Genomic DNA, 24,121 nt, shown 5'->3' on the forward strand with positions numbered 1-24,121 from the left:
TCCGTTAATGAGTGCGTGAGACTGTGAAGCGGGGGTGGGTTTTGCGACATTAAATATGGAGGATCCAGCTGCGCAGATCAGGCTCGGAATACACGCTTTGACATCGTCATAGCTTAAAATGATAGTTCCGCATCCTATTCACTGATGCTGGGTTTTCGAAATCGACTTCCGCAGTGCGAACCTGATAGTCTTCAGGCGAAGTTCACCGACACCTCGGAAGTGCCCAGTGATAGATAATAATAGTTACTCCTCTACGCCGCGCGCCTGGTTCACCGTCTCGATACTGTTGATGGCCTATGTGCTGTCCTTTATCGACCTACAGGTTCTCAATCTGTTGGAAGCCCCAATTCGGGTGGGTCTGGGTATCTCCGACACCCAGGTGAGTCTGCTGATGGGGTTGCCGTTGGCTATCTTCTATACCATCGCCGGTATCCCACTGGGGCGCGTGACCGATTATGTATTCCAGGATGACATGGCCATACGTTATTCGATTTTCTGGATAGCCAGTGTTATCACTATTGGCGCCGTGGTGTTGCTGCGGATGGGCATCAAGCCCTACCGCGAAGCACGTGAGACCCTAGCCGCCTGGGGCGAACGCCAGGAACAGACGGCGTGAACCGTCGCAATTCAACTTATGCGCCAGCTGGCGCAGTGTTTGGGAAACAGGAGCTGAACCATGACTGATGCAGTAATCGTATCCACGGCCCGTACCGGCCTGGGCAAGTCCTATCGCGGTGCGCTGAATGACACGCACAGTGTTGATCTGGCCGGTTTCGTTATCGAAGAAGCGGTAAAGCGCGCTGGTATCGACCCTGCTCTGGTTGAGGATGTGATCCTTGGCGCCACCTTCCATGAAGGTGCTCAGGGCAAGAACATGGCGCGTTTGGCGGCCATCCGTGGTGGCCTGCCGGTGACCACCGCCGGTATGTCGATCAACCGTTTCTGCAGCTCCGGTCTGCAGTCCATCGCTCTTGCCGCGCAGCGTGTGATCAGCGAGAAGGTTCCGGCCATCGTTGCCGGTGGCGTTGAGTCCATCAGCCTGTGCCAGAACGACAAGCTCAACATGTTCCGCGGTACCAACGAGTGGATCAAGCAGAACAAGCCTGAGCTGTATCTGTCCATGATCGAAACCGCTGACATCGTCGCCGCACGCTACAACGTCAGCCGTGAGTCCCAGGACGAATACTCGCTGATCAGCCAGCAGCGCGTGGCCGCAGGCCAGGAGTCCGGCAAGTTCGATGACGAAATCGTGCCGTTCACCACCAGCATGAAGGTGCAGAACAAGGAAACCGGTGAAGTCTCCGACAAGCAGGTTACCCTGACCCGTGACGAGTGCAACCGCCCGCAGACCACGCTCGAAGGCTTGTCCTCGCTGAACCCGATCCGCGGTCCTGAGCACTTTATCACTGCAGGCAACGCCAGCCAGCTGTCTGATGGTGCTTCTGTATGTACCGTCATGAACGGCAAGGTGGCAGAGCAACTGAACATCGAGCCCATGGGCATCTTCCGTGGCTTCGCCGTTGCTGGCTGCGAGCCTGACGAGATGGGCATTGGCCCGGTATTTGCGATTCCGCGTTTGCTGGAGCGTAACGGCCTGAAAATGGACGATATCGGTCTGTGGGAACTGAACGAAGCTTTCGCTTCCCAGGTTGTCTACTGCCGGGACCGTCTGGGCATCCCGATGGAAAACCTGAACGTCAACGGCGGCTCCATCGCCATCGGCCACCCTTACGGTGTTACCGGCTCGCGTCTGACCGGGCACGCGCTGATCGAAGGCAAGCGCCGCGGCGTCAAGTACGTCGTTGTCACCATGTGCATCGGCGGTGGCCAGGGCGCAGCGGGCCTGTTCGAAATCGTCTGACAGCAGCATTGCGCTGCGGGCTGACAAGCAAACCCGAGCCTATGCTCGGGTTTTGCTTTTAGGCTACTGTTGACTGTCTCAAGCTGAGATTCCGGAGCATTTTTCATGACACAGAAGATCATCAATACCGACGATCTCGCATTTCTGTTGTACGAGCTGCTGGACGTTGAGCGCTTCACCGAATTCCCTCGCTATGCCGATCATAATCGCGACACCTTTGACGCGGCGATTGAGCTGGCTCTGAAAGTCGGCGCTGAAACCTTTGCGCCGCACAATCACCTCTGCGACGGTGATGAACCCCGTTTCGAGAATGGCAGGGTGGTAATCCGCCCGGAAGTATCCGAGGCGCTGGCGGTACTGCGTGACACCGGCCTGATGGCGGCATCACAGGATTACGAACGCGGCGGCATGCAACTGCCATCGGTGATTGCCCAGACCTGTATCGGTCTGATCAAGGGTGCCAACGTGAGCACTCAGGCCTACGCAGGGCTGACCATCGCCGCATGCAACCTGATCATGGCCCACGGCAGCGATGAATATAAACGCCGCTTTGCCGAGCCGATGATGGCAGGACGCTTCTTCGGCACCATGTGTCTGACCGAGCCCCAGGCCGGTTCCTCGCTGGCTGACATCAAGACGCGGGCGTTGCCTGCCGCCGATGGCAGCTATCGCATAACCGGCAACAAGATCTTCATTTCCGCCGGTGACCACGAACTCAGCGAGAACATCGTGCACCTGGTATTGGCCAAACTGCCTGACGCACCGCCGGGCGTGAAAGGCATCTCGCTATTCATCGTGCCGAAGATCATGGTCAATGAAGACGGCAGTCTGGGCGAGCGCAATGACGTGACCCTGGCTGGCTTGATCCACAAGATGGGCTATCGCGGCACGACCTCGACCATGCTCAACTTCGGCGAGAAGGGCGGGGCGGTGGGGTATCTGGTTGGCGAGCCACATCAGGGGCTGGCGCAGATGTTCCATATGATGAACGAGGCCCGTATCGGCGTGGGATTGGGCTCGGTCATGCTGGGTTACACCGGTTACCTGCATGCGCTCGAGTACGCGCGCGAGCGACGCCAGGGCCGGCCGCTGAAAGAGCGCGACCCGCAAAGTCCGATGATTCCGTTGATTCAGCATGCTGATATTCGCCGCATGCTGTTGGCGCAGAAGTCCTTTGTCGAAGGTGGACTGGCGCTGTGTCTGTACGCTTCAACGCTCTCCGATGAGAAGAAATACGCTGAAGACCCGCAGGTGCGCGAGGAATCCGCCGGACTGCTTGAGCTGCTGATTCCCGTCGTCAAATCCTGGCCGTCGCAGTTCTGTGTTGAGGCCAACAGTCTGGCGATTCAGGTGCATGGCGGCTATGGCTACACCCGAGAGTACCCGGTGGAGCAGTTCTACCGGGATAACCGACTCAACCCGATCCATGAAGGTGCCCATGGTATTCAGGGGCAGGACCTGCTGGGCCGCAAGGTAGCCATGCAGGACGGGCGTTTTTATAAATCGCTGGTTCAGCTCATTCGTACTACCTTGGCAGAATGCGAAGACAGCGCGCAACTGAACGCTTCACAGCTGATGCTGGCTGACGCGCTGGATACGCTGCAGGCCGTCACAGACGCGCTGCAAGTTATGCGTCGGGACGATATAGAGCGGGCGTTGGCAAATGCCTATCTTTATATGGAATGCTTCGGACACGTTGTGGTTGGCTGGATGTGGCTGCGTCAGGCTCAGGCAGCACTGCGCGGCGTGGAGCAGGGTGGTCAGCGTACGCCGGCATTCTACGAAGGCAAGGTCAGGGCCTGCGAGTACTTCCTGCGTTATGAGCTGCCGAAGCCGTTGTCGTTGGCGAAGGTGCTGGCCGAAGCGGACCGCGTCACTCTGGACATGCCTGAAGCGAGCTTCTAGGTACTTGCACTCTGCGCCGGGTATACCCGGCGCAGAGTACGCTGTAGCGTATTGGCCCGTTGATCGGGTGAGCTGCCTTTTTCATCGGCGAGGATGATCAGGAAGCAGCGATCAACCGGCGTTCGAGATCGATCAGTTGCTCTTTGCGTTCGACACCCCAGCGGTAGCCGGAAATGCCGCCATCGCTGCGCAACACTCGGTGACACGGCACAAGAATAGCCAGAGGATTGGCTGCACAGGCACCTGCTACAGCACGCATCGCTGAAGGCCTGCCGATAAGGCGTGCCAGTTCCGTATAGCTGACTGTCTGGCCGGCGGCAACCTTGGCCAGCTCGGCCCATACCTGCTGCTGAAAAACGCTGCCAAAGGCGCTCAGCGGAAGTTGCAGATGCAGCTCGCCCACCGGGTGGTCGACGTATTGCAGCAGCGTCTGCATATCGCTGGCCAGTTCGGCATCATCACGTTCGAGACGTGCGTCGGGAAAGCGTTTTTGCAGATCGGCAATCAATGTCTGATCGTCGTCACCCAGCAGGATTGCGCAGATACCGGTATGACAGACAGCCAGCAACAGACCGCCGAGCCGGCACTGACCGGTGGTGTAGCGCAGGTGGTCAGGCAGCGTTTTCATGTTGGCCTCCACTGATGATTGGAAAACTCATCTTACAGCGCAGCCCGGGTTGTTGGAATTCAATCATCGGCCCTTTCTGGGGCCGGCGTTGCTCAGTCCTTGATGCCCATTTCTCGAGCCATGTCGTTGGTGTTTATCTCCCAGCCAGCGGCGATATCGCGTTCCAGGCGCAGCGGTGACATGCTGATCAGACCTTCACGCAGTGCGCGCACATCGCTTTCCGGCGCATCCACCCGATCGGTCTGGCGTTGAAAGCCCATCCAGTAATAGGGGATGTCACGGGTATCCCGGCGCGCTTCGATATTGACCCCACCAATGCTGCCACGTCGAGGCTGGCAGATGGCGACGCCTTTCACCTGTTTTGAGGTCATGGCAGGGAAATTGATATTCATCGCGCAGTCTTCCGGCCAGCCGCGCTGCAGCAGCTGGCGTACCACGGCGGGCCCCAGTTCGCGGGCGGTATCCCAGTGTGCCGGTACGCCGCGATGGTAGGCCTGGCTCAGAGCAATGGCCGGTATGTTCAGCAGGGTAGCGGTGAGGGCGCCGCCGATGGTGCCTGAGAAGGCCACCGAGTCGCTGAAGTTGGCGCCATGATTGACGCCAGACAAGATCAGATCCGGCGGTTCCGGCATCAGTTCGGAAACACCCAGCAGGACGCAATCGCTGGGGGTGCCACTGACGCTGAAGCGGCGCTCACCGAAGTTGTGTACCCGCAAAGGGTGATGCAGGGTGACCGACATGGAGACGCCGCTTTGATCCAGATCCGGCGATACGATCCAGACTTCTTCGGCAATCTGTTCGGCAATATCTTCCATGACCTTGAGACCGGGACCTCGCCAACCATCATCATTGGTGAGCAGAACGCGTTTTATGAGTTTGGACATGAAGAGACCTTTTTTGGAGGGTATTCCCCCACGCTTCTGTGGGGGCAGAGCCTTACTTGCTCTGTGCTATTTCCCAGCCTGTATCTGCCAGCAGACTGGCGCGCTTGCCGACCTCGAGAGCATCGGCGTTACTGGCATTGCCCTGCAGCGCTCGGTGATAGACACCCTGGACGATAGCTGCCAGGCGGAACAGCGAGAAGGCAAGGAAGAAGTTCCAGTTGGGGATTTCCGTGCGCCCGGTGAACTCGCAGTACCAGTCCAGCACCTGCTGTTCTTCCGGCACGTTGTAATCCTTGAGATTCAGCCCCTTCAGGCCGCGCATCCCCTCGAAACCGGTGCTCTGGTGATAGGGCAGGCAGCAATAGGCCAGATCGGACAGCGGATGGCCCAGGGTGGCCAGCTCCCAGTCGAGAATGGCGACCACTTCCGAACGTTCGGGGTGCAGTATCAGGTTGCCGATGCGGAAGTCACCATGGGCGATGGTGGTGAAGTCATCCTGCGGCGCGTTTGCCGGCAGCCAGGCCATGAGTGCATCCATGGACGGCATGTCTCCGGTGCGGCTGGCCTCGAACTGGCCGCTCCAGCGCTTGATCTGGCGCTGCACGTAACCTTCGTGCTTGCCGTAGTTGTCCAGCCCGACCGCCTTCCAGTCGACCTTGTGCAGCTTGGCCATGGTCTCGATCATCGAGCGATGGATCGGCATGCGCTGCTCGCTGTTTACCTGCTCCAGTAACGGGTGGGAATGCACCCGACCTGCCACGTGATCCATGATATAGAACGGCGTGCCGATCACCTCGGGATCTTCACACAACAGGTGCGCGGTAGGCACCGGCACGTCGGTGTCGCCCAACGCGCTGATGACCTGATATTCGCGTTCGACCATGTGCGCCGAGGGCAGCAGCTTGCCTGGCGGCTTCTTGCGCAGAACATAGCGTTTCTCGCCAATGCTCAGCAGGAAGGTCGGGTTGGACTGTCCACCCTGAAACTGTTGAATAGCCATGCCGTGCTCAACGCCCGGTATGCGTCCTTTCAGGTAGGCAGCCAGTTTCGCTTCATCGAAACGGTGGGCTGACAGTACATCAATCAGGGTGGCTTCGCTCATGTAGAAGATCCCGTGTGTCTGGTTTTATGGTTGTGATTGAACTGCCAAAGCCTGCCACCGCGAGAGAGAATATGCCAGCGGGGCAGGTATCGACCGAGAGCAACTCAGGTAATGGTATCGCCGCCATCGGCAACAATGGTCTGGCCGGTAACATAGGCGCCTGCGGAGGACCCCAGAAACAGCGCCACACCGGCGATATCCACCGGATCACCGACACGACGCAGCGGCAGCGCTTGCTCAACGCGCGTCAGGCGGTCCGGGTCATCCAGCAAGGCCTGGGCAAAATCGGTACGGATCAGGCCTGGGGCAATGGAGTTGACGCGGATATTCTGCGGGCCATATTCCAGCGCCAGGTTGCGGGCCAGCCCGGCTTCAGCTGCTTTGGACATGCCGTAGACACCGATGTTGGCGCTGGCGCGCAGTCCGGCGATGCTCGACAGCAGCACGATGGAGCCGCCGCCCAGGCGGGTCATTTGCGGGATAACCATGTTGCACAGCCAGAAGGTGCCCTTGACGTTGGTTGCCATGATCTTGTCGAAGGCTTCATCGCTGACGTCGGCAGTCGGGCCGTATACCGGGTTGGTGGCGGCGTTGCAGACCAGGATGTCGATCTTGCCCCAGGTGTTGATGGTGGTATCGACGAGATTCTGCAGCTGTGCCTTGTCACCGACGTGGCAGGGGACCGCCAGTGCCTCGAAACCCTGAGCCTGCAGTTCACCAGCAACCTTCTCGCAAGCATCGGCCTTGCGGCTGGAGATGACGACGCGGGCGCCGGCTTTGGCATACTCTTCGGCAATGGATTTGCCGATACCTTTGGTGGAACCGGTAATGACGGCGACTTTGCCGGTCAGATCAAACAGCGTGCTCATAGGCGCTCCTGTTCAGAAGTAAGTTAGATAGATTCGGGACGACCTGCATTGGCTGGCCTGGCGGCCAGCGTCGAGGCGAGACGCCCCTCCCACAAGAGGCAGCGTCAGTTCCTATAAATATCGCCGACACATGCTTGATGTGGAAAGGGCTTGCCGTGCGGGTTACAGGTACTGGCCCATTTCCAGCTTGGCGATGGTGTTCAGGTGCACCTCATCCGGGCCATCGGCCAGGCGCAAGGTACGCGCTTTGGCATAAGCAGAGGCGAGGAAGGAGTCCTGGCATACGCCTTTGGCGCCATGGACCTGGATGGCACGATCAATTACGTTGCACAGCATGGTCGGTGCCACTGCCTTGATCATGGCGATCTGCTGACGGGCGACCTTGTTGCCGTACTTGTCCATGCTGCGCGCGGCGTGCAGAGTCAGCAGGCGGGCCTGGTCGATCTCACAGCGGGATTTGGCAATCATTTCCGGAACACTGCCCAGACGGTACATCGGCTTGCCAAAGGCAACTCGGTCGGCTGCGCGACGGCACATGGCTTCCAGGGCGCGTTCGGCCTGACCGATGGCGCGCATGCAGTGGTGGATACGGCCTGGCCCGAGGCGGCCCTGGGCGATCTCGAATCCACGACCCTCACCCAACAGAATATTGGATACCGGCACGCGTACGTTTTCGTAGCGAATCTCAGCGTGGCCATGCGGAGCGTGATCGTAACCAAATACATGCAGGTCGCGGACGATGGTCACGCCAGGAGCATCCAGTGGCACCAGAATCATGCTTTGCTGCAGATGTTTGGCTGCGTTGGGATCAGTCTTGCCCATGACGATGGCGATCTTGCAATGCTCGTTCATGGCGCCGGAGGACCACCATTTGGTGCCATTGATGACGTACTCATCGCCATCGCGACGGATTTCACATTCGATATTGGTGGCATCGGAAGAAGCTACATCGGGTTCGGTCATGGAGAAGCAGGAGCGGATCTCACCGGCCAGCAGCGGCTTCAGCCACTTCTCTTTCTGCTCCTCGTTACCGTAGCGCTCGATGGTTTCCATGTTGCCGGTGTCCGGCGCGTTGCAGTTGAACACCTCGCCGGCGAAGGAGACGCGGCCCATGATTTCACATAGATGGGCATACTCTTCATTGCTCAGGCCCGCACCGCGTTCACTGTGCGGCAGGAACAGGTTCCACAGCCCCTGGCTTTTGGCTTTTTGCTTCAACTCTTCCAGAATGGCCGGGTGAGACCATTTGTTCTGCTTCACTTGCTCATAAAACAACGCCTCGTTTGGATAGATGTGCTCGTCCATGAAGGCTTCGAGTTGTTGTTTCAGTTCCTGAATTCGGGGGCTAAGATCGAACATAATGGATCCTTGGGCAGTCGGAGTAAGATTGAACCACGGGGAGGTGGTTAGTTGAGGCCGACCTTATAGAGGGACTGACGGCTGGAAAAGCATGTCCCATCGCTGGAATGGAGGTGCATAAGCAAGTCTGATGGGCCATCAAGAGCGCCATCGAGCAAACCAACGACCATGGAGTTGAAGATGTTGAAGAATATGATTGGCGGCGCCTTGCTGCTGGTAGCAGGGCTGGTTCATGCGCAGCCAACAGCAATGCCGCCCCGGTTGGAGCCGCAACAGCAGGAAATGATCAGAGAAGCAGTCGGCAGCCATGTAAGAACGATTTCCAATGTCATGCGCGATGCGGGTCGCAACCCTGCCCAGACGCTGGGCTTCTTTGCTGTCGAGCCGCAACACACTGTGATCGAGATATGGCCCGGAGAGGGATGGTATACAGAAATTCTGGCGCCGTTGCTGCGCGAGGAAGGCAAGCTCATAGCTGCGCATTTCGATCCTGAGAGTCAGGTTGATTACTTTCGCAACTCACTGGAAAAGTACCAGGACAAGCTGGCAGACTCCCCCGAAGTCTATGATCAGGTCGAGTTGAGTGTGCTCAATTATGATCCCGACCTGCCTATAGCGCCGCCGGGTTCGGCAGACCGGGTACTCACTTTTCGCAACGTGCATAACTGGCTGAGTCAGGGTAGGGAAGAGGCCGAGCTGGTTTTCGCCAAGATGCATGCCGTGCTCAAGCCGGGCGGCCTGCTGGGGTTGGTCGAGCATCGCGCACGCATAGGCACCGATCTGGAGACCATGGTCAGCTCAGGTTATGTAACCGAGGAGCTGATAGTTGAGTTGGCGGAGCAGGCGGGATTCGAATTGCTGTCACGCAGCCCGGTCAACCAGAATTCCCAGGACTCTACTGATCATCCTGAAGGGGTCTGGACGCTGCCGCCCACCTTGCGCCTCGGCGACGAAAATCGCGCCCAGTATCTGGCTGTTGGCGAAAGTGACCGGATGACTCTGTTATTCATCAAGCCTGAGTGATCCGCGATATTGATGCGCAACAGGTCTGGGCAGAAAACCTTGCGGCCAAGGCTGCTTCTATAATTTTTGCTCAGATCACCGGTCTTTCGATAGCTCAGCGACCTGTTGCCGAAAACGGGTTGGGCTCATATTGGTCCAGCGGCGAAAGGCGCGGGTAAAGCTGCTCGGATCGAGAAAACCCAGCTCATAGGCAATGCTGGTCAGTGACAGCTGGCCTTCACCGATCATGCGCATCGCCGTCTCCCGGCGCACCTCGTCCACCAGCTGCTCGTATGAAGTGTCTTCCTGGCTCAGCTTGCGCCGTAGATGACGTGGGCTGATGTTCATCGGGCAGGCAATGCGCTCAACCGAGATGTCGCCAGAACCCAATAGCAGCTGGACCCGGCGCTTGACCTGCTCAACCAGGTCATGGGAGGGCAGACTGGCGATCATATCCTGGAATGTTTCCGTCAGGCGGGTGGCGATGAAGGTATCAGCCGTAGCCAGCGGCTTATCCAGTAGCGCCTGGGACAGGACCACTTGGTATTGCTCCCCGAAATCAACTTCGCCGCCTCCCAGCAAGCGACGGCATACCCCCGTTTCCTTCACCGGTCGACGAAAAACAACACGTTTGATCAGTCCGCTGTTGGCGTGATGCAACTGCCCCAACAAGCGGAAAATATAGCCGAGAACAGCTTCGAGCTGCTGTGGGTGCGGATTCCCTATGGGAACAAGAATCAGCGACGGGTCGCTGACTTCCCTGTCCAGCTCCAGCCGGACCTGTGTACTTATGACAGGCAAGAAGCGGCTCAGGTGGCCGATAGCAGTAGCAACCGTGCTGCACGCACTGGCCGATAGGCCGAGCATACTGATAACGGTCGGTGTGAAAAGACGGTGTAGACGCAAGCCAAACAGGTCATCGTCGGCGAGCCGACTGGCTTCGGTCCAGATCAGGTTGCAATTGGCTTGTTCAATAAAGGGAGGGGCGGGCCGGTTATTGCTCGTCAGGTTATACGCAAGGCTGGATTGTGCCAGTGCTACGCCATAATGCTCCAATGCTCGATCGATACTGGATACCCAGTAACCATGCTCGCGAACCCTGGCTTGCGACTGCTCTATCAGGCTTTCCTGCATACTGCTCCCTCTGAAGCAACGAGGTGTGACATATCTTTATTGTGTCTCACCTATGCTAGGCTATAATGCTCCCGGTAAACAGTCAGACCATTGAAACGCTATTTCGCATGGCGAAAATGATGGCGTTCGCTAGCACAGAGGCTGATTACATCCGATCACCCGTTCAGGTGGCGCATAAGCATTCGGTCTGGACGCATTGATATTTCCATATCTGCCGGCGACACATTGATTGCCCGCCTGCTGATATCCCTGTCCAGAGCCCTCTTTCTATCAAACATTTGTTTGAAATGCAATTTGATGCAGCCTTGTGACGGCTGAGGGTCAAGTTAATTTCAAATGACTGATGAGTCAGATTTGTTTGATGAATGGCCGGTTAAGACAATTGATTTGGCCATTTGGGGCAGGTCATTATGATGGCGCTCGTGACAGACTCGGCAATGTCCTGAACGTGTCTCTTGATACACAGGTTCATGTCACCTAAACGGAGCAGCACAATGACAAAAAAAATGCATGCATGGTCGCTCGCGGCCCTGCCCCTGGCCATCGGATTGGCTAGTTTCTCAGGTTCTGCAAACGCAGTCAGTTTCAACATCGGGGAGATTGACGCGCAGCTGGATTCGCAAATGTCGATCGGTGCGAGTATGTCGACTGCTGGGCGGGATAAGCGCCTGTACTTTCTGCGCAGTGAAGGCGGTGAGGCTGCAGCCCGTACTTCCGATGATGGTCGCCTGAACTACGATAAAGGCGATGTGTTTTCCAAGATATTCAAAGGCTCCCATGACCTCGAGCTGCGCTATGGCGATTCGGGTGCCTTTATTCGTGGCAACTACTGGTACGACTTTGAAACCAAGGACGGCCACCAGGAGTTCTATGATATCAGCGACTCCGGCCGCCATCCGCTGCAGAAAGGCTCTGGCATTCAATTGCTCGATGCCTTCGTTTATCACAACTACGCTATCGGCAATAATCCCGGTAACGTTCGTCTGGGTCGCCAGGTCGTCAGCTGGGGTGAGGGTGTCTTTATTCAGAACGGCATCAACGCTATCAACCCGATTGATGCTTCTGCTTTCCGCCGTCCCGGTGCTGAACTGAAAGAAGGGCTGCAGCCGGTTGAAATGTTGTATATCTCTCAGGGTCTGACTGAGAACCTGAGCATGGAGGCGTTTTATCAGCTGAAGTGGCACGGTACTGTAGCGGATAACTGCGGGACTTTCTTCTCAACTACTGATGTAGCGGCACGTGGGTGTAATGATCGCCTGGTGTGGTTCGGTGCTGATCTGCCACATGGCGATCAGCAACTTGGTCCGGTGGGTAACCCATTCGGTGCGGAATCTTACATTGTGCGAGCCCGCAAAGATAAAGAGGCAAGCGACAGTGGTCAATTCGGTGTCGCTTTCCGTTGGTTTGTGCCTGAGCTGAATAACACTGAGTTCGGCTTTTACGCGATGAATTACCATAGCCGAAACCCTCTTTATTCAAACGTCAAAGGCGGTCTTGCAGCCTATGGTCAGGATGTTGTGCCTGGTATTGACGGGGAGCAGAGCGGGGCCGGTGGTTACTTCTTCGAGCACCCGGAAGATATACGCTTGTACGGTGTCAGCTTTGGTACTGATGTGGCGGGTATGTCCGTCGCAGGTGAAATCAGTTATCGACCAAATATGCCGCTTCAGGTAAATACAAGTGACATGAGCCGCACGGCTCTGCCAAACGTGGGGCCAATCAAGGGTGATGGTAATTTTGACAACACCTATCAAGGCTACGATGGCGCAGTGTCCGGTGATTACCTCCGTGGTTATCAGCGTAAGGAATTTTGGCAGGCATCCATGAGTGCTGTGCACTTCATCGATCGTGTCATGGGTGCTAGCCGCTTGGCGATCATTGGTGAGGTGGGTGCTAACTATATCAGCGGTATTGGTAGCGGCAACGGCGATACCAAGTTCGGTCGTGACTCGCTGTTTGGCCAAAGCCCTGATGCAAACGGCAATTGCTCATCGAACTCAGCGGACAACCCGCATGGTGGCAGCTGGTGCGAAAACGACGGTTTCTTCACCGACTTCTCCTGGGGTTACCGTCTGCGTGCGTCCCTGGACTACAGCAACGTGATTGCTGGTATCAACCTGAGCCCGAATATCGCATGGTCGCACGACGTTGAGGGCTACAGCCCCAACTTCAGCGAAAACGCCAAGTCCGTGAGCCTCGGTCTGAATGCCGACTACGCGAACAAGTACAACGCCAGCATCAGCTACACCAACTTCTTTGATGGCAAGTACAACACGCTGGTCGACCGCGACTTTGCCGCTGTCAGTGTCGGCGTAAGTTTCTAAGCAGGTTTTGGAGAAAAATAATATGCGTATGCAAAAAACAGTAATCGGTGCATGTGGTCTGGCCTTGAGCATGATCGCCACCGGTGTGATGGCGCAGAGCCTGACCCAGGCCGAAATTGATCAGCTGGGCACCACGCTGACTCCGGTCGGCGCGGAAAAAGCCGGTAATGCTGCTGGTACCATTCCGGAGTGGACTGGTGGTCTTGCGGTAGATGCCGGCAAGCAGATCGAGCGCGGTTTCTGGGAAAACCCCTATGAAAACGAGCAGCCCGAGTTTGTCATTACTGCTCAGAACTATCAGGAGCATAAAGAGAACCTGACTCCCGGCCAGGTTGCCCTGTTCGAGCGCTACCCAGAAACTTACCGGATGCCGGTATATAAGTCGCACCGCAGCGTAAGCCTGCCACAGTCAGTGTATGACCAGATCAAAGACACTGCGGGTAAGGCCTCGCTGGTCAATGGTGGTGACGGTATCGACAACTTCACCCACGGCAGCTTCGCTTTCCCGATTCCGAAAGTGGGCGGTGAAGTGGTCTGGAACCACCTGACTCGCTATCGCAAGAACATCCATCGTACCTATGTGCAGGCCATGCCGCAGACCAATGGTTCCTACACCTTGATCAAGTTCGAGGAAGATGTGGCCTATCCGCAGTTCATGCCTGATGTGGATCTGGAAAAGGCTGCCAACACCCTGGTCTATTTCAAGCAGCGTGTGAATGCGCCTTCGCGTCTGGCGGGTAACGTACTCCTGGTACACGACACCCTGGACCAAGTGAAGGAGCCACGCATGGCGTGGGTGTACAATGCCGGTCAGCGTCGCGTCCGTCGTGCTCCGCAGGTTGCCTACGATGGTCCGGGTACCGCTTCTGACGGTATGCGTACCACTGACAACTTCTCCATGTTCAGTGGCGCGCCGGATCGTTATAACTGGAAGCTGGTTGGCAAGAAGGAAATCTACGTTCCGTACAACAGCTACAAGCTGTCCGACCCCGAGCTGAAGTACAGTGACATTCTGCAGGCTGGTCACATCAACCCGGAACACACGCGTTTTGAATTGCACCGCGTATGGGAAGTGCAGGGCAACGTAAAGGACGGTCAACGTCACATTTACGCCCAGCGTAACTTCTTCTTCGATGAAGATTCCTGGATGCTGAACCTGGCGGACCACTACGATGGTCGCGGCACGCTCTGGCGCGTAGCGGAAGGCCACCTGGCTCACGCCTACAGCGAGCAGCTGCCTGGCTACAGCACCGAGACCCTGTACGACCTGCTGGCAGGCCGTTACATTGCTCTGGGGATGTACAACGAAGAGGCTTCCGCACCCACGTACGGTATGACACCTTCGTATAACGAATTCACTCCGGCGGCTCTGCGCTCCTCGGGTGTTCGTTAACAGCTGATCACTTTGGTGATTGAAAAGGGAGCCTTCGGGCTCCCTTTTTCTTTTTGGAGCGACCGACAAGTGATCAAGGAGCAGGGAAAAAAGAGCGCTGCCAAGTCTATGAGCTTCAGATCGAAATCGAACCAAACTTTTCTCGAAGGGGCGCTGTCCAAAATCACAACGGGGCAGGCTTTGGGAAAGTAGAAGCCTTCTCGTTAAACCAGGACTGCGGAACGCTGCGGTTCAACTCTTAATTCAACAAGAGGTAACCTCATGAATAATATCGTATACATCGTTGGCGCTGTGGTCATTGTCCTGGCTATCCTTTCCTTCCTTGGGTTCCGTTAATTGCCGGAGCGCGGGCGAACAGGCCAGGAGTTCCGCAGAACATCCGCGAGCCAGTTCGCTTTCGGCGCGCTGAACACTTCCAACAGGCCGACGGCATCCATGGTGCGTTGTTGTTTGTCGAAGGCCAGAGCATTGCGCAAGGCTGGCCAGCATTGTGCTGGAAGATTGGCTGGACGTTGTAATGATTGATCCTGCTGCATGTCCTTGGCCTGTTGCGCGGTCAAGCGGCTGAATGGGTGCAGGCCGCCGCTGAGCTCATACAGTATGCAAGCCATGGCGTAGACATCGGCGGACGCCGTCAGAGGTTCGCCGTTGATCAGCTCCAGCGCCGCGTAACGAGGCGTCCAGGCAGCGATGCGCTTGCGACTGAGGCGAGGCAATCCAGGCAGCAAGCCGTCCATGGCCTGGCCCAGCCCAAAATCGAACAGGCGTACGCCATCGTCGGTGAGAATGACATTGCTGGGCTTGAGGTCGCCGTGCAGCACCCCATGCTTGTGCGAACAGACCAATGCCTGAAGCAAAGGAATGGCGATATTCTGCAGTTCTATCCAAGGTAAACCGCTCGGGTGTGCTTCGATCAACTGATCCAGTGTCGGACCTTTGAGCAGTTCCATGGTGATGAAGGCGCGCTGGCTGGGCTGATCAATACCGAAATCATGCAAGCGCACGATATGCGCATGGTGCAGGCGGTTGGTCAGCGCATATTCACTGTAAAGCAGGGCGTTCGCATCGGGGTATTCAACAAAGCTTTCGTTCAATGCCTTCAAGGCAACCCAGGGTTCGGGATCGCCGAAATGGGCGCGCAGCAGATCCTTGGCTCTGTATACGGCACCCATCCCTCCCACACCCAGCAGGCGCTCGATGCGATAACGCTGGCATAAAATCTGCGGCAGGACATTGGCGCTGCCGGCCTGAGACTTCTGTATCGCCGGCGATTCATCCACGATATCGGCGAGACGGGTCAGTTTGGAAGACTGTGGTTCTTTTTCTGTGGTTGTCATCTTGATGTCCGTGTCTCAGCGGCGAATTATGACGGCGCTGATATTGTCCCGCGCCGGACCCTCCAGGCACTGATTGAACAGCCTTTGAAGAGCCAGAGAGGGAGAGGGGAGGTTCATTGCTGCGCCGATGGCCTCGGGCAGCAGGCTCTGATAAAGCCCATCGCTGCACAGCAGCAAGGTATCGCCGGGATAGACGGTGAAGCGGATCATATCCAGATTCAGCTTCTCGTGAGCACCGATGGCCCGGGTCAGTGCGCGTGCCGATGGGTGGCGCGCGGCTTCGGTCGGGCTCATTTTCTGATCGGCAATCAGCTCCTCCAGAAACGAATGATCACGCGACAGCTGGAATAGCCGTCCACCTCGCCACATATAACAGCGACTGTCTCCGGCCCACAGGCAACAAGCCTGGTCGCCCCGAGCGACCAGAGCGACCACGGTGCTGCCGACAATGGCGTCGGGCTGATCGGCATGCACCGTGAGATCCAGAGCCAGATGGCGATTCAACCCATGCAACGTGGATCGCAGCCAGTCGACCTGCTGTTCCAGCTCGAGAAAGTCTGGTAGCTCGGCGAGCCGTTCGACGATCAGTCGGCTGGCCAGATCGCCATTCTGATGACCACCCATACCGTCTGCGACTATCCACAGACCCAGTTCGGGCAACGCAAGGAAAGCATCCTCGTTGCGCGCCCGGACCTTGCCGGTATCAGTGCGGGCAGCGCTGCGCCAACTGGTTGAGATCGTCATTACAGACTCGCCGGCAGACTGAAACCACGTATCAGACTGATATCGAAGGGGTTGGGTGAACGCTGACTATGCAGCAGATAATTGGCGCGCATGCCGCCCAGACTGGCCTTGACCAGCAAGACGTCCCGGTCGTTGTGATGGGTGACTTCCATTTGATCCAGCAGACGGAACAGCGACCAGGCACCGGAGTTCTGTTCCAGGCTCGTGCGCTTGCCACCGAGATCTTCCACGGTCAGGGTGATACGGCCATTCTCTGCCGTAGCAGGCCAGCGGAATGGTGTCTGCACAATGGGACCGTGCCGATACTCCATGTTCTGGTCACCGAAGCGGAAGCTGGCCCGACCCAGACTGGAATCGAGTGAATAGGGCTCCAGTTTGAATGCAATCTGCGGTTCGCCCGGGTTTTCGCTGAAGAAACTTTTGCGAATGGTCTGGATACGACTCATCTGGGCCAGAAACTGCCTGGAAAGGGGCAGGCCCCGCCCGTCGACCCGACGCAGGTAATACTGATTGGCGCTGCCGCTGACGAAGGGTCGCAGGTAAGTGTCAAAGAAGTTGTCCGCCACGCCCTGGGCTTTGAAAAATTCTCGGAAGTCACCCAGCGCAACTTCACTTTCGCTGTCGACACGGAATGGATAGCGCTGGTGCAGGGAGGCACGATAGGGAGCGTAGAACTCGCCGCGATAGCGTTCGGCAATATAGCGATGGGCGTCGTCCAGAACCAGCGCCCAGCTTTCTGCTGCCATGACGCTGAACCAGTTGCCGATGGGCTGCGGCAGAAGGTCGGCGCTGGCGCGCACCTGATTGATTGCGTCCTGACGGCCAGTCATGCGTACCTTGGCCATGTCGAAAGCGGCCTGTTTTGGCGAGCTGGCATGGGCGAGCCCGGACAACTGTTGTTGCAAGCCATTGAGTGCCTGCATTGCTGCAGCCAGCTCCGGGCTGGCGGCACCTTGTTCGTCCAGCAGACGATGCAGCGGCTCGAAGCGGCGTTCCAGCAATTGTCGGGCATTGCTGGCAGCAGGGTCATGCAGCACCGGCAGTGTTTCGGTGTCGGGTAATGCGTCAGTGGACAGATCGACAGCACTGAAACGGGTGTTATCGCGGACCTCGGTGAGCAACCGCAACAGTGGCGAGCTGGCGGTGGTGAGACCGGCCAGCTGTTGTGCTGCCTGGCCGGCGTCAATCAACGCGTCGGACTTCAGCTGCGACAGGGCTTCGGACCAGTAGTTGGCGTAATCCTGAAAATACAGCTGTTCCATTTCCGCCTGCAGGCGCTCCATATCCTTGCTGCTCAGCTTGTCGCTCTCACCGAGTACCCAGTTGTCCTTGAGTATGTTGCCAACCAATCCGGCGCCTCGATCAGCGAACATCTTCTGATAGCCTTTGCGAGTATGGAAGCCGGGGATGATGTAGTTGCTGCCGGTAATCAGGGTGGCGTTGGGGCCGAGATGGTGAGCCAGACGGTATTCCGGCAGACTTTCGGCCTGCTCGCCAAGGCTGCGATACAGAATGCTGGCCAAGGACTCGCTGCGCAGCTGCAAGCGTGCTTCGGCAACCAGGCGGCCATTGAGTCGGTATGAGGTAAAGGGCTCGCTCAACAGCCGGCTGAAATGCTCGTTCAACCCTTCCTGGACCCGGTTGTTGCCGGGGTACAGACGCGACCAGTCAGCGGCCAGCCAGTTCTGCAGCCAACTGTTGTCCCGTCTGGTTTCGAGATTGAGCATCAGATAGGCGCGCAGGTTGTCCAGCAGGCGCTCGCGGTTGTTCATGCTGTAACGGATCTGCCTTTCCAGATGTTGAGCTACTCTTGGCAATAGCAAGGTTTCGAGGTCTCGGCGGTAGGTCTGATGCAGTGTCGATTCGACTTTCTCGCCCTGATAAAGGCCGCCACGGTGGCGCCAGGCAACGTCCTGTGTCGGCGGGAAAAGCTGGTTGGCGGCGTAGCTGGCGTCGAGCACGCCGAGAATATCCCGGGCATCGTCGCGCGCCTCGATCGAGCGGCGCTCATGACCGATGTCCCGGGCCATTTCCCGCAGCTGTTCCAGGCGGCCGTGGTTGTTGGAGAAACTGGTCGTCCAGGTGATGCCGAGGGCCAGCAGACATACTACAGCGCACGCGTACATGCTGCGCTGGCGCCAGTTGATTCGCTTGATTTCGCCTGGATCAAGTCCGGCCAGTTCCGATTCGGGAAACACCACGCGGCTCAGCAGGTGATGGATGAAGCGCGCCTGGCCGCTGCGCAGGGACGGCAGGTCGCTGGCCAGCGGGGACAGATTCTGACCGATGCTGGCGGTCAGGGCATCAACCTGGTTCTGCTGATGCGGCGCGCTGGTCAGGTAGAAGCCGCGCAATTGCGTCGCGCGCTGATAGCGGTTGCCGGAGAATGCCAGCTCGACGAACAGTCCCAGACGCTCGCCGATCCGACCCAGCTGATGGGGGAAGTCCAGGATGCGGCCGCGGCGCTGGGTATCACGTTCCTGATGCAGACGGGTGATGACCTGGCTGTTGAGTCGACGCAGCAGTTCTTCGAATTCCTCACGCACGACCTGGACACTGGTGCCGTCCTGACCTTCGCTGAAGGTGGCGCCGAGCACCTGATCGGCTTCATCGCGCGGCAATTGGTCGAAATACTCATCAAAGCCGGACAGAGCATCGGCTTTGCTGAATATCAGATATACGGGTACGTCCATCCCCAGCTTCTGATTGATTTCAAGTAGCCGCTGACGGGTCTGACGGGCCAGGGTTTCCAGTTCCAGCTCGTTGTGTCCGAGCAGTTGGTCCATCGGCACATTCACCAGCACGCCGTTAAGTGGACGCTGGCGGCGGCGCAGCAGGGTCAACAGGGTTTGCCAGGCCAGACCATCGATATGCGTGTCCGGCTGCGTCAGATAACGGCCAGCGGTATCGAGCAGCACCGCATGCTCGGCAAAATACCAATCGGCATAGCGGGTCGGGGAAATATCCCGGGTCATCCGCCCCTTTTCATTCTTGTTGAGTGGAAACTCGATACCGGAAAAATCCAACAGACTGGTCTTGCCGCTGCCCTGCGGGCCTATCACCAGATACCAGGGCAGCTCGCTGCGCCAGCGCTCGCTGCGGCCGCGATAGAAGCTGGAGCGGCGCAGAGTGCGTACAGCATTGCGATAGCGATTGTGCAGCTCGCACTGCTCTTCGACGATGCGCCCTTCGCGCCGCAAGCGTTCCTGCGCCTGCTCGTCATCCTCTTCTGCCTTTTTCTGCTTGATACTGCGCCAGTAAGTGAACGCTACGCACAGCCCCCAGACGAGCAGCATCAGGCTGATGAGCAACAGGCGATTGGCGACCGGTGCCAGAAACCGGCTGTCGTTAATGGCCAGCGTCGGACCGACGAACCAGACCAGGGCCGCCAGCGCCAGCACGGCGCACAGGCTGAAGGCCCAGCCACGACGAAACAGTGAGAGTATGCGATACAAGAGGGATCTGATATTCATTTGCCGTCTTCCCTGGATGACAATGGTGCTTCAATGGTGGCCTGGCTTGCCCAGGGCTGTAATACATTGTTGCGCTGCTCGCTGAGTACCCAACTGAAGCCGCCATAGGTGACCGCCAGACAGATAAGGGTAAACAGCGCCACCAGCCAACCGGGGATGATGCGTATGAGTTGGCCGCCCTTGTGTTGCATACCTTCCCAGTGCGGGGAGATTTCCCGGGGAATATCGCCGCGCAACTGACGGATCTGACGGAACAGACTGTCACGGATCAAATCCAGTTCCTGCATGCCGCGCGGCAGCACGCGGTACTTACCCTCGAAGCCCAGCGACAGACACAGGTACATCAACTCCAGCATCGCCAGGTGTTTCACCGGGTTGCGCGACAGGCGTTCGAGCAACAGGAAGAACTTCTCGCCGCCAAAGGTCTCGTTGTGAAAGCTGCTGAGCAGACTCATCTGCGACCACTCGCTTTCATTGCCCCAGGGCGTGGTTACTACCGCCTCGTCAATTGTTGTGCAGATGACGTAACGGGCCGCCATGACCTGACTGCTTTCCATGCCTTCCTGCAGGGTGCGATGCTCGAACAGCTTGATCTCGGCGATCAGATGCTCACGCAAGCTCGGCAGGTCTTCTGCCGAGTGGCTGTGCCTCAGCCGTACCACTTCGGACAGCAGCGTGGCTGCGGCGCCGGTGAGTGCATTCAGACTGAGGTTGTAGCTCTCGGCAGGCCGCACGCGTGCCGCATGGATCATGCGATCGTCCAGCGGTTCAAATTTCGCCGGTGGTGTAAAGTCCGTCAGCGCGGTCTGTGCCGGCGCTTCGTTGCCGCGATGGAGGATGACGGTCTGGTCGTCCTGGCCGTGGTGTAATTCCCTGATTGTCATGTCAGCTCCTGATAGCCCAGAACGTCATTTCCAGACCGGAGAACTCGCCGGAAACGTGGAAGGCGAAACCGCCTGAACGCTCCAGCTGTGCCAGGTCTTCGGAGTTGAGTTCCAGCGCGAAATAGGTCTTGCCCGAGTGGAAGGGGATCTGTCTTGGTGCCACTGGCATGGGCCGAATACGGATGCCGGGCAGATGCAGGTTGACCAACTGGCGGATACGTTCCACCGGTCCGACCTTGAGATGTGCCGGCAGGCGTTGGCGCAGCTCCTCGGAATCGCAGTGGGCGCTGGCCGCGAGTACAAAGGAAGCACTGCCAAGCAGTTTGTGATCATTGAGCGGCGACACCTGGATACCGTACTGTCGCTGTTGCAGGCCCATTTCAATGGCATGCTGTTCAAGCACCATGGACAGTACCTGGCGGATGGCGGCCATCAGCTTGCGAAAGCTGGGCCCTTGATCGCCGTGCTGGTAACGACTTTCCAGACGTGGCCGGCGCGCCTCTCCGGAATAGCTGGACAGCTCTCCGAGCATGGCCAGCAGGTCGCGGTAGATTTGCTCGGGATGCACCTGTTCCAGCGTAAGGTAATGGCGCAATACCGGTTCGACCCGGTTGATCAGTTGCAGCATCAGGAAGTCTCCGACCTCGGCGGCGACGTTCTTGCCGGTCGCACGCACGCGCTCGGCAAGAATGTCGCCGCGGTGGGCGAGCATGCCAATGACTTCCTGCACGCACGATTGCAGAAACTGGCTGGCCTGAAAGTGCAGGTGGGTGGCAATGAAGTCCTGATCCAGAGTCACCACCCCATCGGGGGTGGTATCCAGCACCTGGCACAGTTTCAGACGTATGCAGGCCTGATAGTCTTCTGCTTCACCCAGCACCAGACGGAAGTCCGGCTGGCCGCAGCTGACCTGGGCCGAACTGCTGTCACCGGCATTGGAGTCAGCCACCTCGGCCTGCCGCGCGACATAACGGGCCAGCACATCCTTCTGTTCGGGACGGCGCGCCTCGATATGATTGCCGCTGACCAGGGGCAGGGTGAGAAACACCGGCTTGTTGCTGGTATTGGGTGGGATGTCCAGAGCCAGGGGTTCCTGCTCGGCGCCCAGTTCGAACAGCGTGCCGTCGGGCAGAATGCCGCTGGCCTGGCTGATGACCAGCTTGCCGGTGGTGAGGAACTGATGATCGATCTCCAGACTGAAGAAGCCCCAGCTGCAGCTGGTCTGCCGTTGGGTACGGGTTTTCAGTTGTTGATCGTAATACCGATCGTTCTGCTGGAAGTGCTGCGGACGCAGCAGCATGCCTTCCTGCCATATGACTTTCTGTGTGGCCATGATCAGTCTTCCGTGACGGTGGCTGGAGCGCTGATGCCCCTTGCATCGAGATACAACTCAACCTTGTTGTGGCGTTTCTGTCTGAGTGGAATCACGTAGCGCCAGTTGGCCTCGGGCAGGTTACGGTAGGCTGCCAATACGCCGATATAACGGCTCTCGGGTTGGGCTGACAGTTTGTAGCTGCGCTTGTCGCCGGGGCGCAGCTCCAGTTCTTCCTGGCTCACCAGGTCCGGCGTAAGGACTTCCCGTGGTCGCTGGTAGAGAGAGAAGAACTCGGTGTTATCAAACGCCACGGGATTGCGCAGTTCAATCAGTCGAACCACGATCGGCGAGGGGCGATCGTTGATGTCTGGGTTCAGCCTGGGGCTGCCTTCGAGGGTCAGGTCCAGCTTGGTGGTGGTGGAAAAGGGTGAGCAGCCGGTCAGGACCAGCAGGGTGCAGAAAGTGAGTAAAGCAATATGGCGTGGCATGTCGATCATCCTTGAAAGTCGCTGTTGAGGGTGGCGATGAGACGTATCTGTTCTTCATAGGCAGTGGCGAAATCCCTGGCAAACAGACGTTCACTCCACTCATTGTTCTCCTCGAGTGCGTTATACAGGCGCATGTAGGCGCGCCAACGCCCGCCGGAGGTGCTGATGAGTGATTTGCTCTCACGTTCGAAGCGCAGCGTCAGCTGCTCGGGGGAAAGATGCTCCAGCATGCCCTTGACCGCTGCTTGGCTGGCGGAGATCAGCGCCACCTGATGGGCCTGCAGGTCACGAAAAGCGCGACTTACCGCCTGCTCGGCGGGCAACTGGCCGGGCTCGCTGTCGCGCAGCAGAATAGTCAGTGCCGCCGTGGCGTCGCTGCTGTGCTTGAGCGGATTGTTACCAGCGGTCTGTACCGTGGTCTGCGCCAGACGCATCTCGCTTTTCAGTTCACTGCGGGTGCGCAGGCTCTGTTGCAGATTGCCGACGCTGATCTTCAACAGTTTGGCGACACGCAGAGCCAGGGCTTCGCGCTGCTCGTCATCCATCTGCTCCAGATCGATGCCCAGCTCGGCGCCGAAGCGCTCCCAGAAGCGCGGCGGCATGCGCTGCGGTTCTGGTGCCGGCGCGGGCGCAGGTGCGACGGTCGGAGTAACCAATTCGGGCACCGCCAGGCTTTCCATGTCGATGCGTGCGTAGTCCTGCTGCGCCTGACGATTCGGTGACAGGCCGGGCATCAGGTCATCGGTCTCGTTGTACAGCCGTTCCTGCTGATCAAGCGCGTTGAGAGGGTCCAGGTCGAGAAAGGCATCGTCGGGGATGATGTTGCCCCCGGCACTGGGTGCACTGGCATGATCGAGAAAGACTGATGGGTCCTGGGTCAGTCGTGCGCGGATTTCCAGTTCGCCAAAACAATAGACGTTGCCATGTTCGATGCGTTGCGGCTCGCCTTTGTCAAGCCGTGCGCCGCTACTCTTCAGCTCGATACCGTTGCTACTGGTATCGGTCAGATAAAAGTGCCCGTCGCTATGACTGACCCGCGCGTGTTGGCCGGAAATGACCCGTCGGGTGTCAGGAATGACCCAGTCGCAGCTATCGGCGCGACCAATGATGCCGCCCGCCTGTTTGAAGGTCTTGCTGGTGGCCAGACCTGGCATCTGCTGCGGGGCACTGATTACATCGAATACCAATTCCATGGTGAGCTACTCCTGGCGCTACGAGCGGCGCTCGGTTGCAGTGGGGTCACCCAGCGGGCGGTAATCACCGTCGCTGAACTTGTAGTTGCCACCGCAGCCGGTGAGCCACAGGGCCGCCGTCAGCAGCGCCAGGCTACCCAGGCGGCGCCGGGACTGTTGAGCGAGTGTTGAAAAGGAAAATCCGAGCATCATCTGTTGCTACTCCTTGGGTAAGTCGGGCGGGTCA

General features: G+C 58.0%; 20 protein-coding genes. 6 read left to right on the plus strand and 14 right to left on the minus strand.

The features are described 5' to 3' along the window. Positions 1-226: 226 nt before the first annotated feature. The 3 genes from BLU11_RS19785 (at position 227) to BLU11_RS04505 (ending at position 3,766) form a co-directional block, all read left to right on the plus strand. A complete protein-coding gene (locus tag BLU11_RS19785) occupies positions 227-616 on the plus strand; it encodes a hypothetical protein (protein ID WP_157718557.1) in 390 nt (129 codons plus the stop codon). Positions 617-676: 60 nt separating this feature from the next. Beyond that, positions 677-1,861 carry an acetyl-CoA C-acyltransferase gene (locus BLU11_RS04500; protein WP_090272242.1) on the plus strand — a complete coding sequence of 395 codons (1,185 nt, stop codon included), beginning with the start codon at positions 677-679 and terminating at the stop codon, positions 1,859-1,861. A 105-nt stretch (positions 1,862-1,966) separates the two neighbouring features. Next, a complete protein-coding gene (locus BLU11_RS04505) occupies positions 1,967-3,766 on the plus strand; it encodes an acyl-CoA dehydrogenase (protein ID WP_090272243.1) in 1,800 nt (599 codons plus the stop codon). A 97-nt stretch (positions 3,767-3,863) separates the two neighbouring features. Here BLU11_RS04505 and BLU11_RS04510 read toward each other — a convergent pair whose 3' ends face one another. The 5 genes from BLU11_RS04510 to BLU11_RS04530 all read right to left on the minus strand — a co-directional run bounded on the left by BLU11_RS04510 (position 3,864) and on the right by BLU11_RS04530 (position 8,608). After that, complete coding sequence (locus tag BLU11_RS04510; RefSeq protein ID WP_090272244.1) at positions 3,864-4,394, minus strand: methylated-DNA--[protein]-cysteine S-methyltransferase; 531 nt, start codon at positions 4,392-4,394, stop codon at positions 3,864-3,866. 92 nt (positions 4,395-4,486) lie between these two features. Beyond that, on the minus strand, positions 4,487-5,278 hold the full coding sequence (gene surE, locus BLU11_RS04515) for a 5'/3'-nucleotidase SurE (protein WP_090272245.1): 792 nt from the start codon (positions 5,276-5,278) through the stop codon (positions 4,487-4,489). Positions 5,279-5,330: 52 nt separating this feature from the next. After that, positions 5,331-6,380 (minus strand): phosphotransferase, encoded by a 1,050-nt coding sequence (locus BLU11_RS04520; protein WP_090272246.1) that lies wholly within the window; start codon positions 6,378-6,380, stop codon positions 5,331-5,333. 104 nt (positions 6,381-6,484) lie between these two features. Beyond that, positions 6,485-7,249 (minus strand): SDR family NAD(P)-dependent oxidoreductase, encoded by a 765-nt coding sequence (locus BLU11_RS04525; RefSeq protein WP_090272247.1) that lies wholly within the window; start codon positions 7,247-7,249, stop codon positions 6,485-6,487. 162 nt (positions 7,250-7,411) lie between these two features. Further along, positions 7,412-8,608 (minus strand): acyl-CoA dehydrogenase family protein, encoded by a 1,197-nt coding sequence (locus BLU11_RS04530; protein ID WP_090272248.1) that lies wholly within the window; start codon positions 8,606-8,608, stop codon positions 7,412-7,414. A gap of 180 nt (positions 8,609-8,788) precedes the next feature. Between BLU11_RS04530 and BLU11_RS04535 the strand changes: the two genes are divergently transcribed. Next, positions 8,789-9,631 carry a class I SAM-dependent methyltransferase gene (locus BLU11_RS04535; RefSeq protein ID WP_090272249.1) on the plus strand — a complete coding sequence of 281 codons (843 nt, stop codon included), beginning with the start codon at positions 8,789-8,791 and terminating at the stop codon, positions 9,629-9,631. 75 nt (positions 9,632-9,706) lie between these two features. On the opposite strand, the gene BLU11_RS04540 is transcribed toward BLU11_RS04535, so the two are convergent. Beyond that, on the minus strand, positions 9,707-10,744 hold the full coding sequence (locus tag BLU11_RS04540) for a helix-turn-helix domain-containing protein (RefSeq protein WP_090272250.1): 1,038 nt from the start codon (positions 10,742-10,744) through the stop codon (positions 9,707-9,709). 494 nt (positions 10,745-11,238) lie between these two features. Between BLU11_RS04540 and BLU11_RS04545 the strand changes: the two genes are divergently transcribed. Further along, positions 11,239-13,068, plus strand: coding sequence for a DUF1302 domain-containing protein (locus BLU11_RS04545; protein ID WP_090272251.1), 1,830 nt, complete (start codon positions 11,239-11,241; stop codon positions 13,066-13,068). 28 nt (positions 13,069-13,096) lie between these two features. Continuing rightward, positions 13,097-14,461 (plus strand): DUF1329 domain-containing protein, encoded by a 1,365-nt coding sequence (locus BLU11_RS04550; protein WP_090276242.1) that lies wholly within the window; start codon positions 13,097-13,099, stop codon positions 14,459-14,461. A gap of 332 nt (positions 14,462-14,793) precedes the next feature. Here BLU11_RS04550 and BLU11_RS04560 read toward each other — a convergent pair whose 3' ends face one another. The 8 genes from BLU11_RS04560 to BLU11_RS04595 are packed head-to-tail and all read right to left on the minus strand — an operon-like array spanning position 14,794 to position 24,087. Further along, positions 14,794-15,798, minus strand: coding sequence for a serine/threonine-protein kinase (locus BLU11_RS04560; protein ID WP_090272253.1), 1,005 nt, complete (start codon positions 15,796-15,798; stop codon positions 14,794-14,796). 15 nt (positions 15,799-15,813) lie between these two features. Then, on the minus strand, positions 15,814-16,542 hold the full coding sequence (locus tag BLU11_RS04565; protein ID WP_090272254.1) for a PP2C family protein-serine/threonine phosphatase: 729 nt from the start codon (positions 16,540-16,542) through the stop codon (positions 15,814-15,816). Next, the gene (gene tssM, locus BLU11_RS04570; protein WP_090276245.1) at positions 16,542-20,009 is read right to left on the minus strand and encodes a type VI secretion system membrane subunit TssM; all 3,468 of its coding nucleotides are present in this window, start codon (positions 20,007-20,009) and stop codon (positions 16,542-16,544) included. Before tssM ends, BLU11_RS04565 begins: the two co-directional genes overlap by 1 nt. Before the next feature lie 2 nt (positions 20,010-20,011). Beyond that, positions 20,012-20,899 carry a type IVB secretion system protein IcmH/DotU gene (gene icmH, locus BLU11_RS04575; RefSeq protein WP_090272255.1) on the minus strand — a complete coding sequence of 296 codons (888 nt, stop codon included), beginning with the start codon at positions 20,897-20,899 and terminating at the stop codon, positions 20,012-20,014. Position 20,900: 1 nt separating this feature from the next. Beyond that, positions 20,901-22,232, minus strand: coding sequence for a type VI secretion system baseplate subunit TssK (gene tssK, locus BLU11_RS04580; RefSeq protein WP_090272256.1), 1,332 nt, complete (start codon positions 22,230-22,232; stop codon positions 20,901-20,903). A 2-nt stretch (positions 22,233-22,234) separates the two neighbouring features. Further along, positions 22,235-22,702 carry a type VI secretion system lipoprotein TssJ gene (gene tssJ, locus BLU11_RS04585; protein WP_090272257.1) on the minus strand — a complete coding sequence of 156 codons (468 nt, stop codon included), beginning with the start codon at positions 22,700-22,702 and terminating at the stop codon, positions 22,235-22,237. Positions 22,703-22,707: 5 nt separating this feature from the next. Beyond that, the gene (gene tagH / locus BLU11_RS04590; RefSeq protein ID WP_090272258.1) at positions 22,708-23,895 is read right to left on the minus strand and encodes a type VI secretion system-associated FHA domain protein TagH; all 1,188 of its coding nucleotides are present in this window, start codon (positions 23,893-23,895) and stop codon (positions 22,708-22,710) included. 18 nt (positions 23,896-23,913) lie between these two features. Next, positions 23,914-24,087, minus strand: coding sequence for a type VI secretion protein (locus tag BLU11_RS04595; protein ID WP_407920225.1), 174 nt, complete (start codon positions 24,085-24,087; stop codon positions 23,914-23,916). Between the last annotated feature and the right edge of the window lie 34 nt (positions 24,088-24,121).

This window comes from Halopseudomonas litoralis (assembly GCF_900105005.1).
GTDB lineage: Bacteria > Pseudomonadota > Gammaproteobacteria > Pseudomonadales > Pseudomonadaceae > Halopseudomonas > Halopseudomonas litoralis.

Coding starts and splice junctions, on each gene's coding strand:
- BLU11_RS04525 (WP_090272247.1), bottom strand. CDS start 7,249: ATGAGCACGCTGTTTGATCTGACCGGCAAAGTCGCCGTCATTACCGGT.
- icmH (WP_090272255.1), bottom strand. CDS start 20,899: ATGACAATCAGGGAATTACACCACGGCCAGGACGACCAGACCGTCATC.
- BLU11_RS04530 (WP_090272248.1), bottom strand. CDS start 8,608: ATGTTCGATCTTAGCCCCCGAATTCAGGAACTGAAACAACAACTCGAA.
- BLU11_RS04540 (WP_090272250.1), bottom strand. CDS start 10,744: ATGCAGGAAAGCCTGATAGAGCAGTCGCAAGCCAGGGTTCGCGAGCAT.
- BLU11_RS04595 (WP_407920225.1), bottom strand. CDS start 24,087: ATGATGCTCGGATTTTCCTTTTCAACACTCGCTCAACAGTCCCGGCGC.
- BLU11_RS04560 (WP_090272253.1), bottom strand. CDS start 15,798: ATGACAACCACAGAAAAAGAACCACAGTCTTCCAAACTGACCCGTCTC.
- BLU11_RS04545 (WP_090272251.1), top strand. CDS start 11,239: ATGACAAAAAAAATGCATGCATGGTCGCTCGCGGCCCTGCCCCTGGCC.
- BLU11_RS04505 (WP_090272243.1), top strand. CDS start 1,967: ATGACACAGAAGATCATCAATACCGACGATCTCGCATTTCTGTTGTAC.
- BLU11_RS04535 (WP_090272249.1), top strand. CDS start 8,789: ATGTTGAAGAATATGATTGGCGGCGCCTTGCTGCTGGTAGCAGGGCTG.
- tssK (WP_090272256.1), bottom strand. CDS start 22,232: ATGGCCACACAGAAAGTCATATGGCAGGAAGGCATGCTGCTGCGTCCG.
- surE (WP_090272245.1), bottom strand. CDS start 5,278: ATGTCCAAACTCATAAAACGCGTTCTGCTCACCAATGATGATGGTTGG.
- BLU11_RS04500 (WP_090272242.1), top strand. CDS start 677: ATGACTGATGCAGTAATCGTATCCACGGCCCGTACCGGCCTGGGCAAG.
- BLU11_RS04565 (WP_090272254.1), bottom strand. CDS start 16,542: ATGACGATCTCAACCAGTTGGCGCAGCGCTGCCCGCACTGATACCGGC.
- BLU11_RS04520 (WP_090272246.1), bottom strand. CDS start 6,380: ATGAGCGAAGCCACCCTGATTGATGTACTGTCAGCCCACCGTTTCGAT.
- tssJ (WP_090272257.1), bottom strand. CDS start 22,702: ATGCCACGCCATATTGCTTTACTCACTTTCTGCACCCTGCTGGTCCTG.
- tagH (WP_090272258.1), bottom strand. CDS start 23,895: ATGGAATTGGTATTCGATGTAATCAGTGCCCCGCAGCAGATGCCAGGT.
- BLU11_RS04550 (WP_090276242.1), top strand. CDS start 13,097: ATGCAAAAAACAGTAATCGGTGCATGTGGTCTGGCCTTGAGCATGATC.
- BLU11_RS04510 (WP_090272244.1), bottom strand. CDS start 4,394: ATGAAAACGCTGCCTGACCACCTGCGCTACACCACCGGTCAGTGCCGG.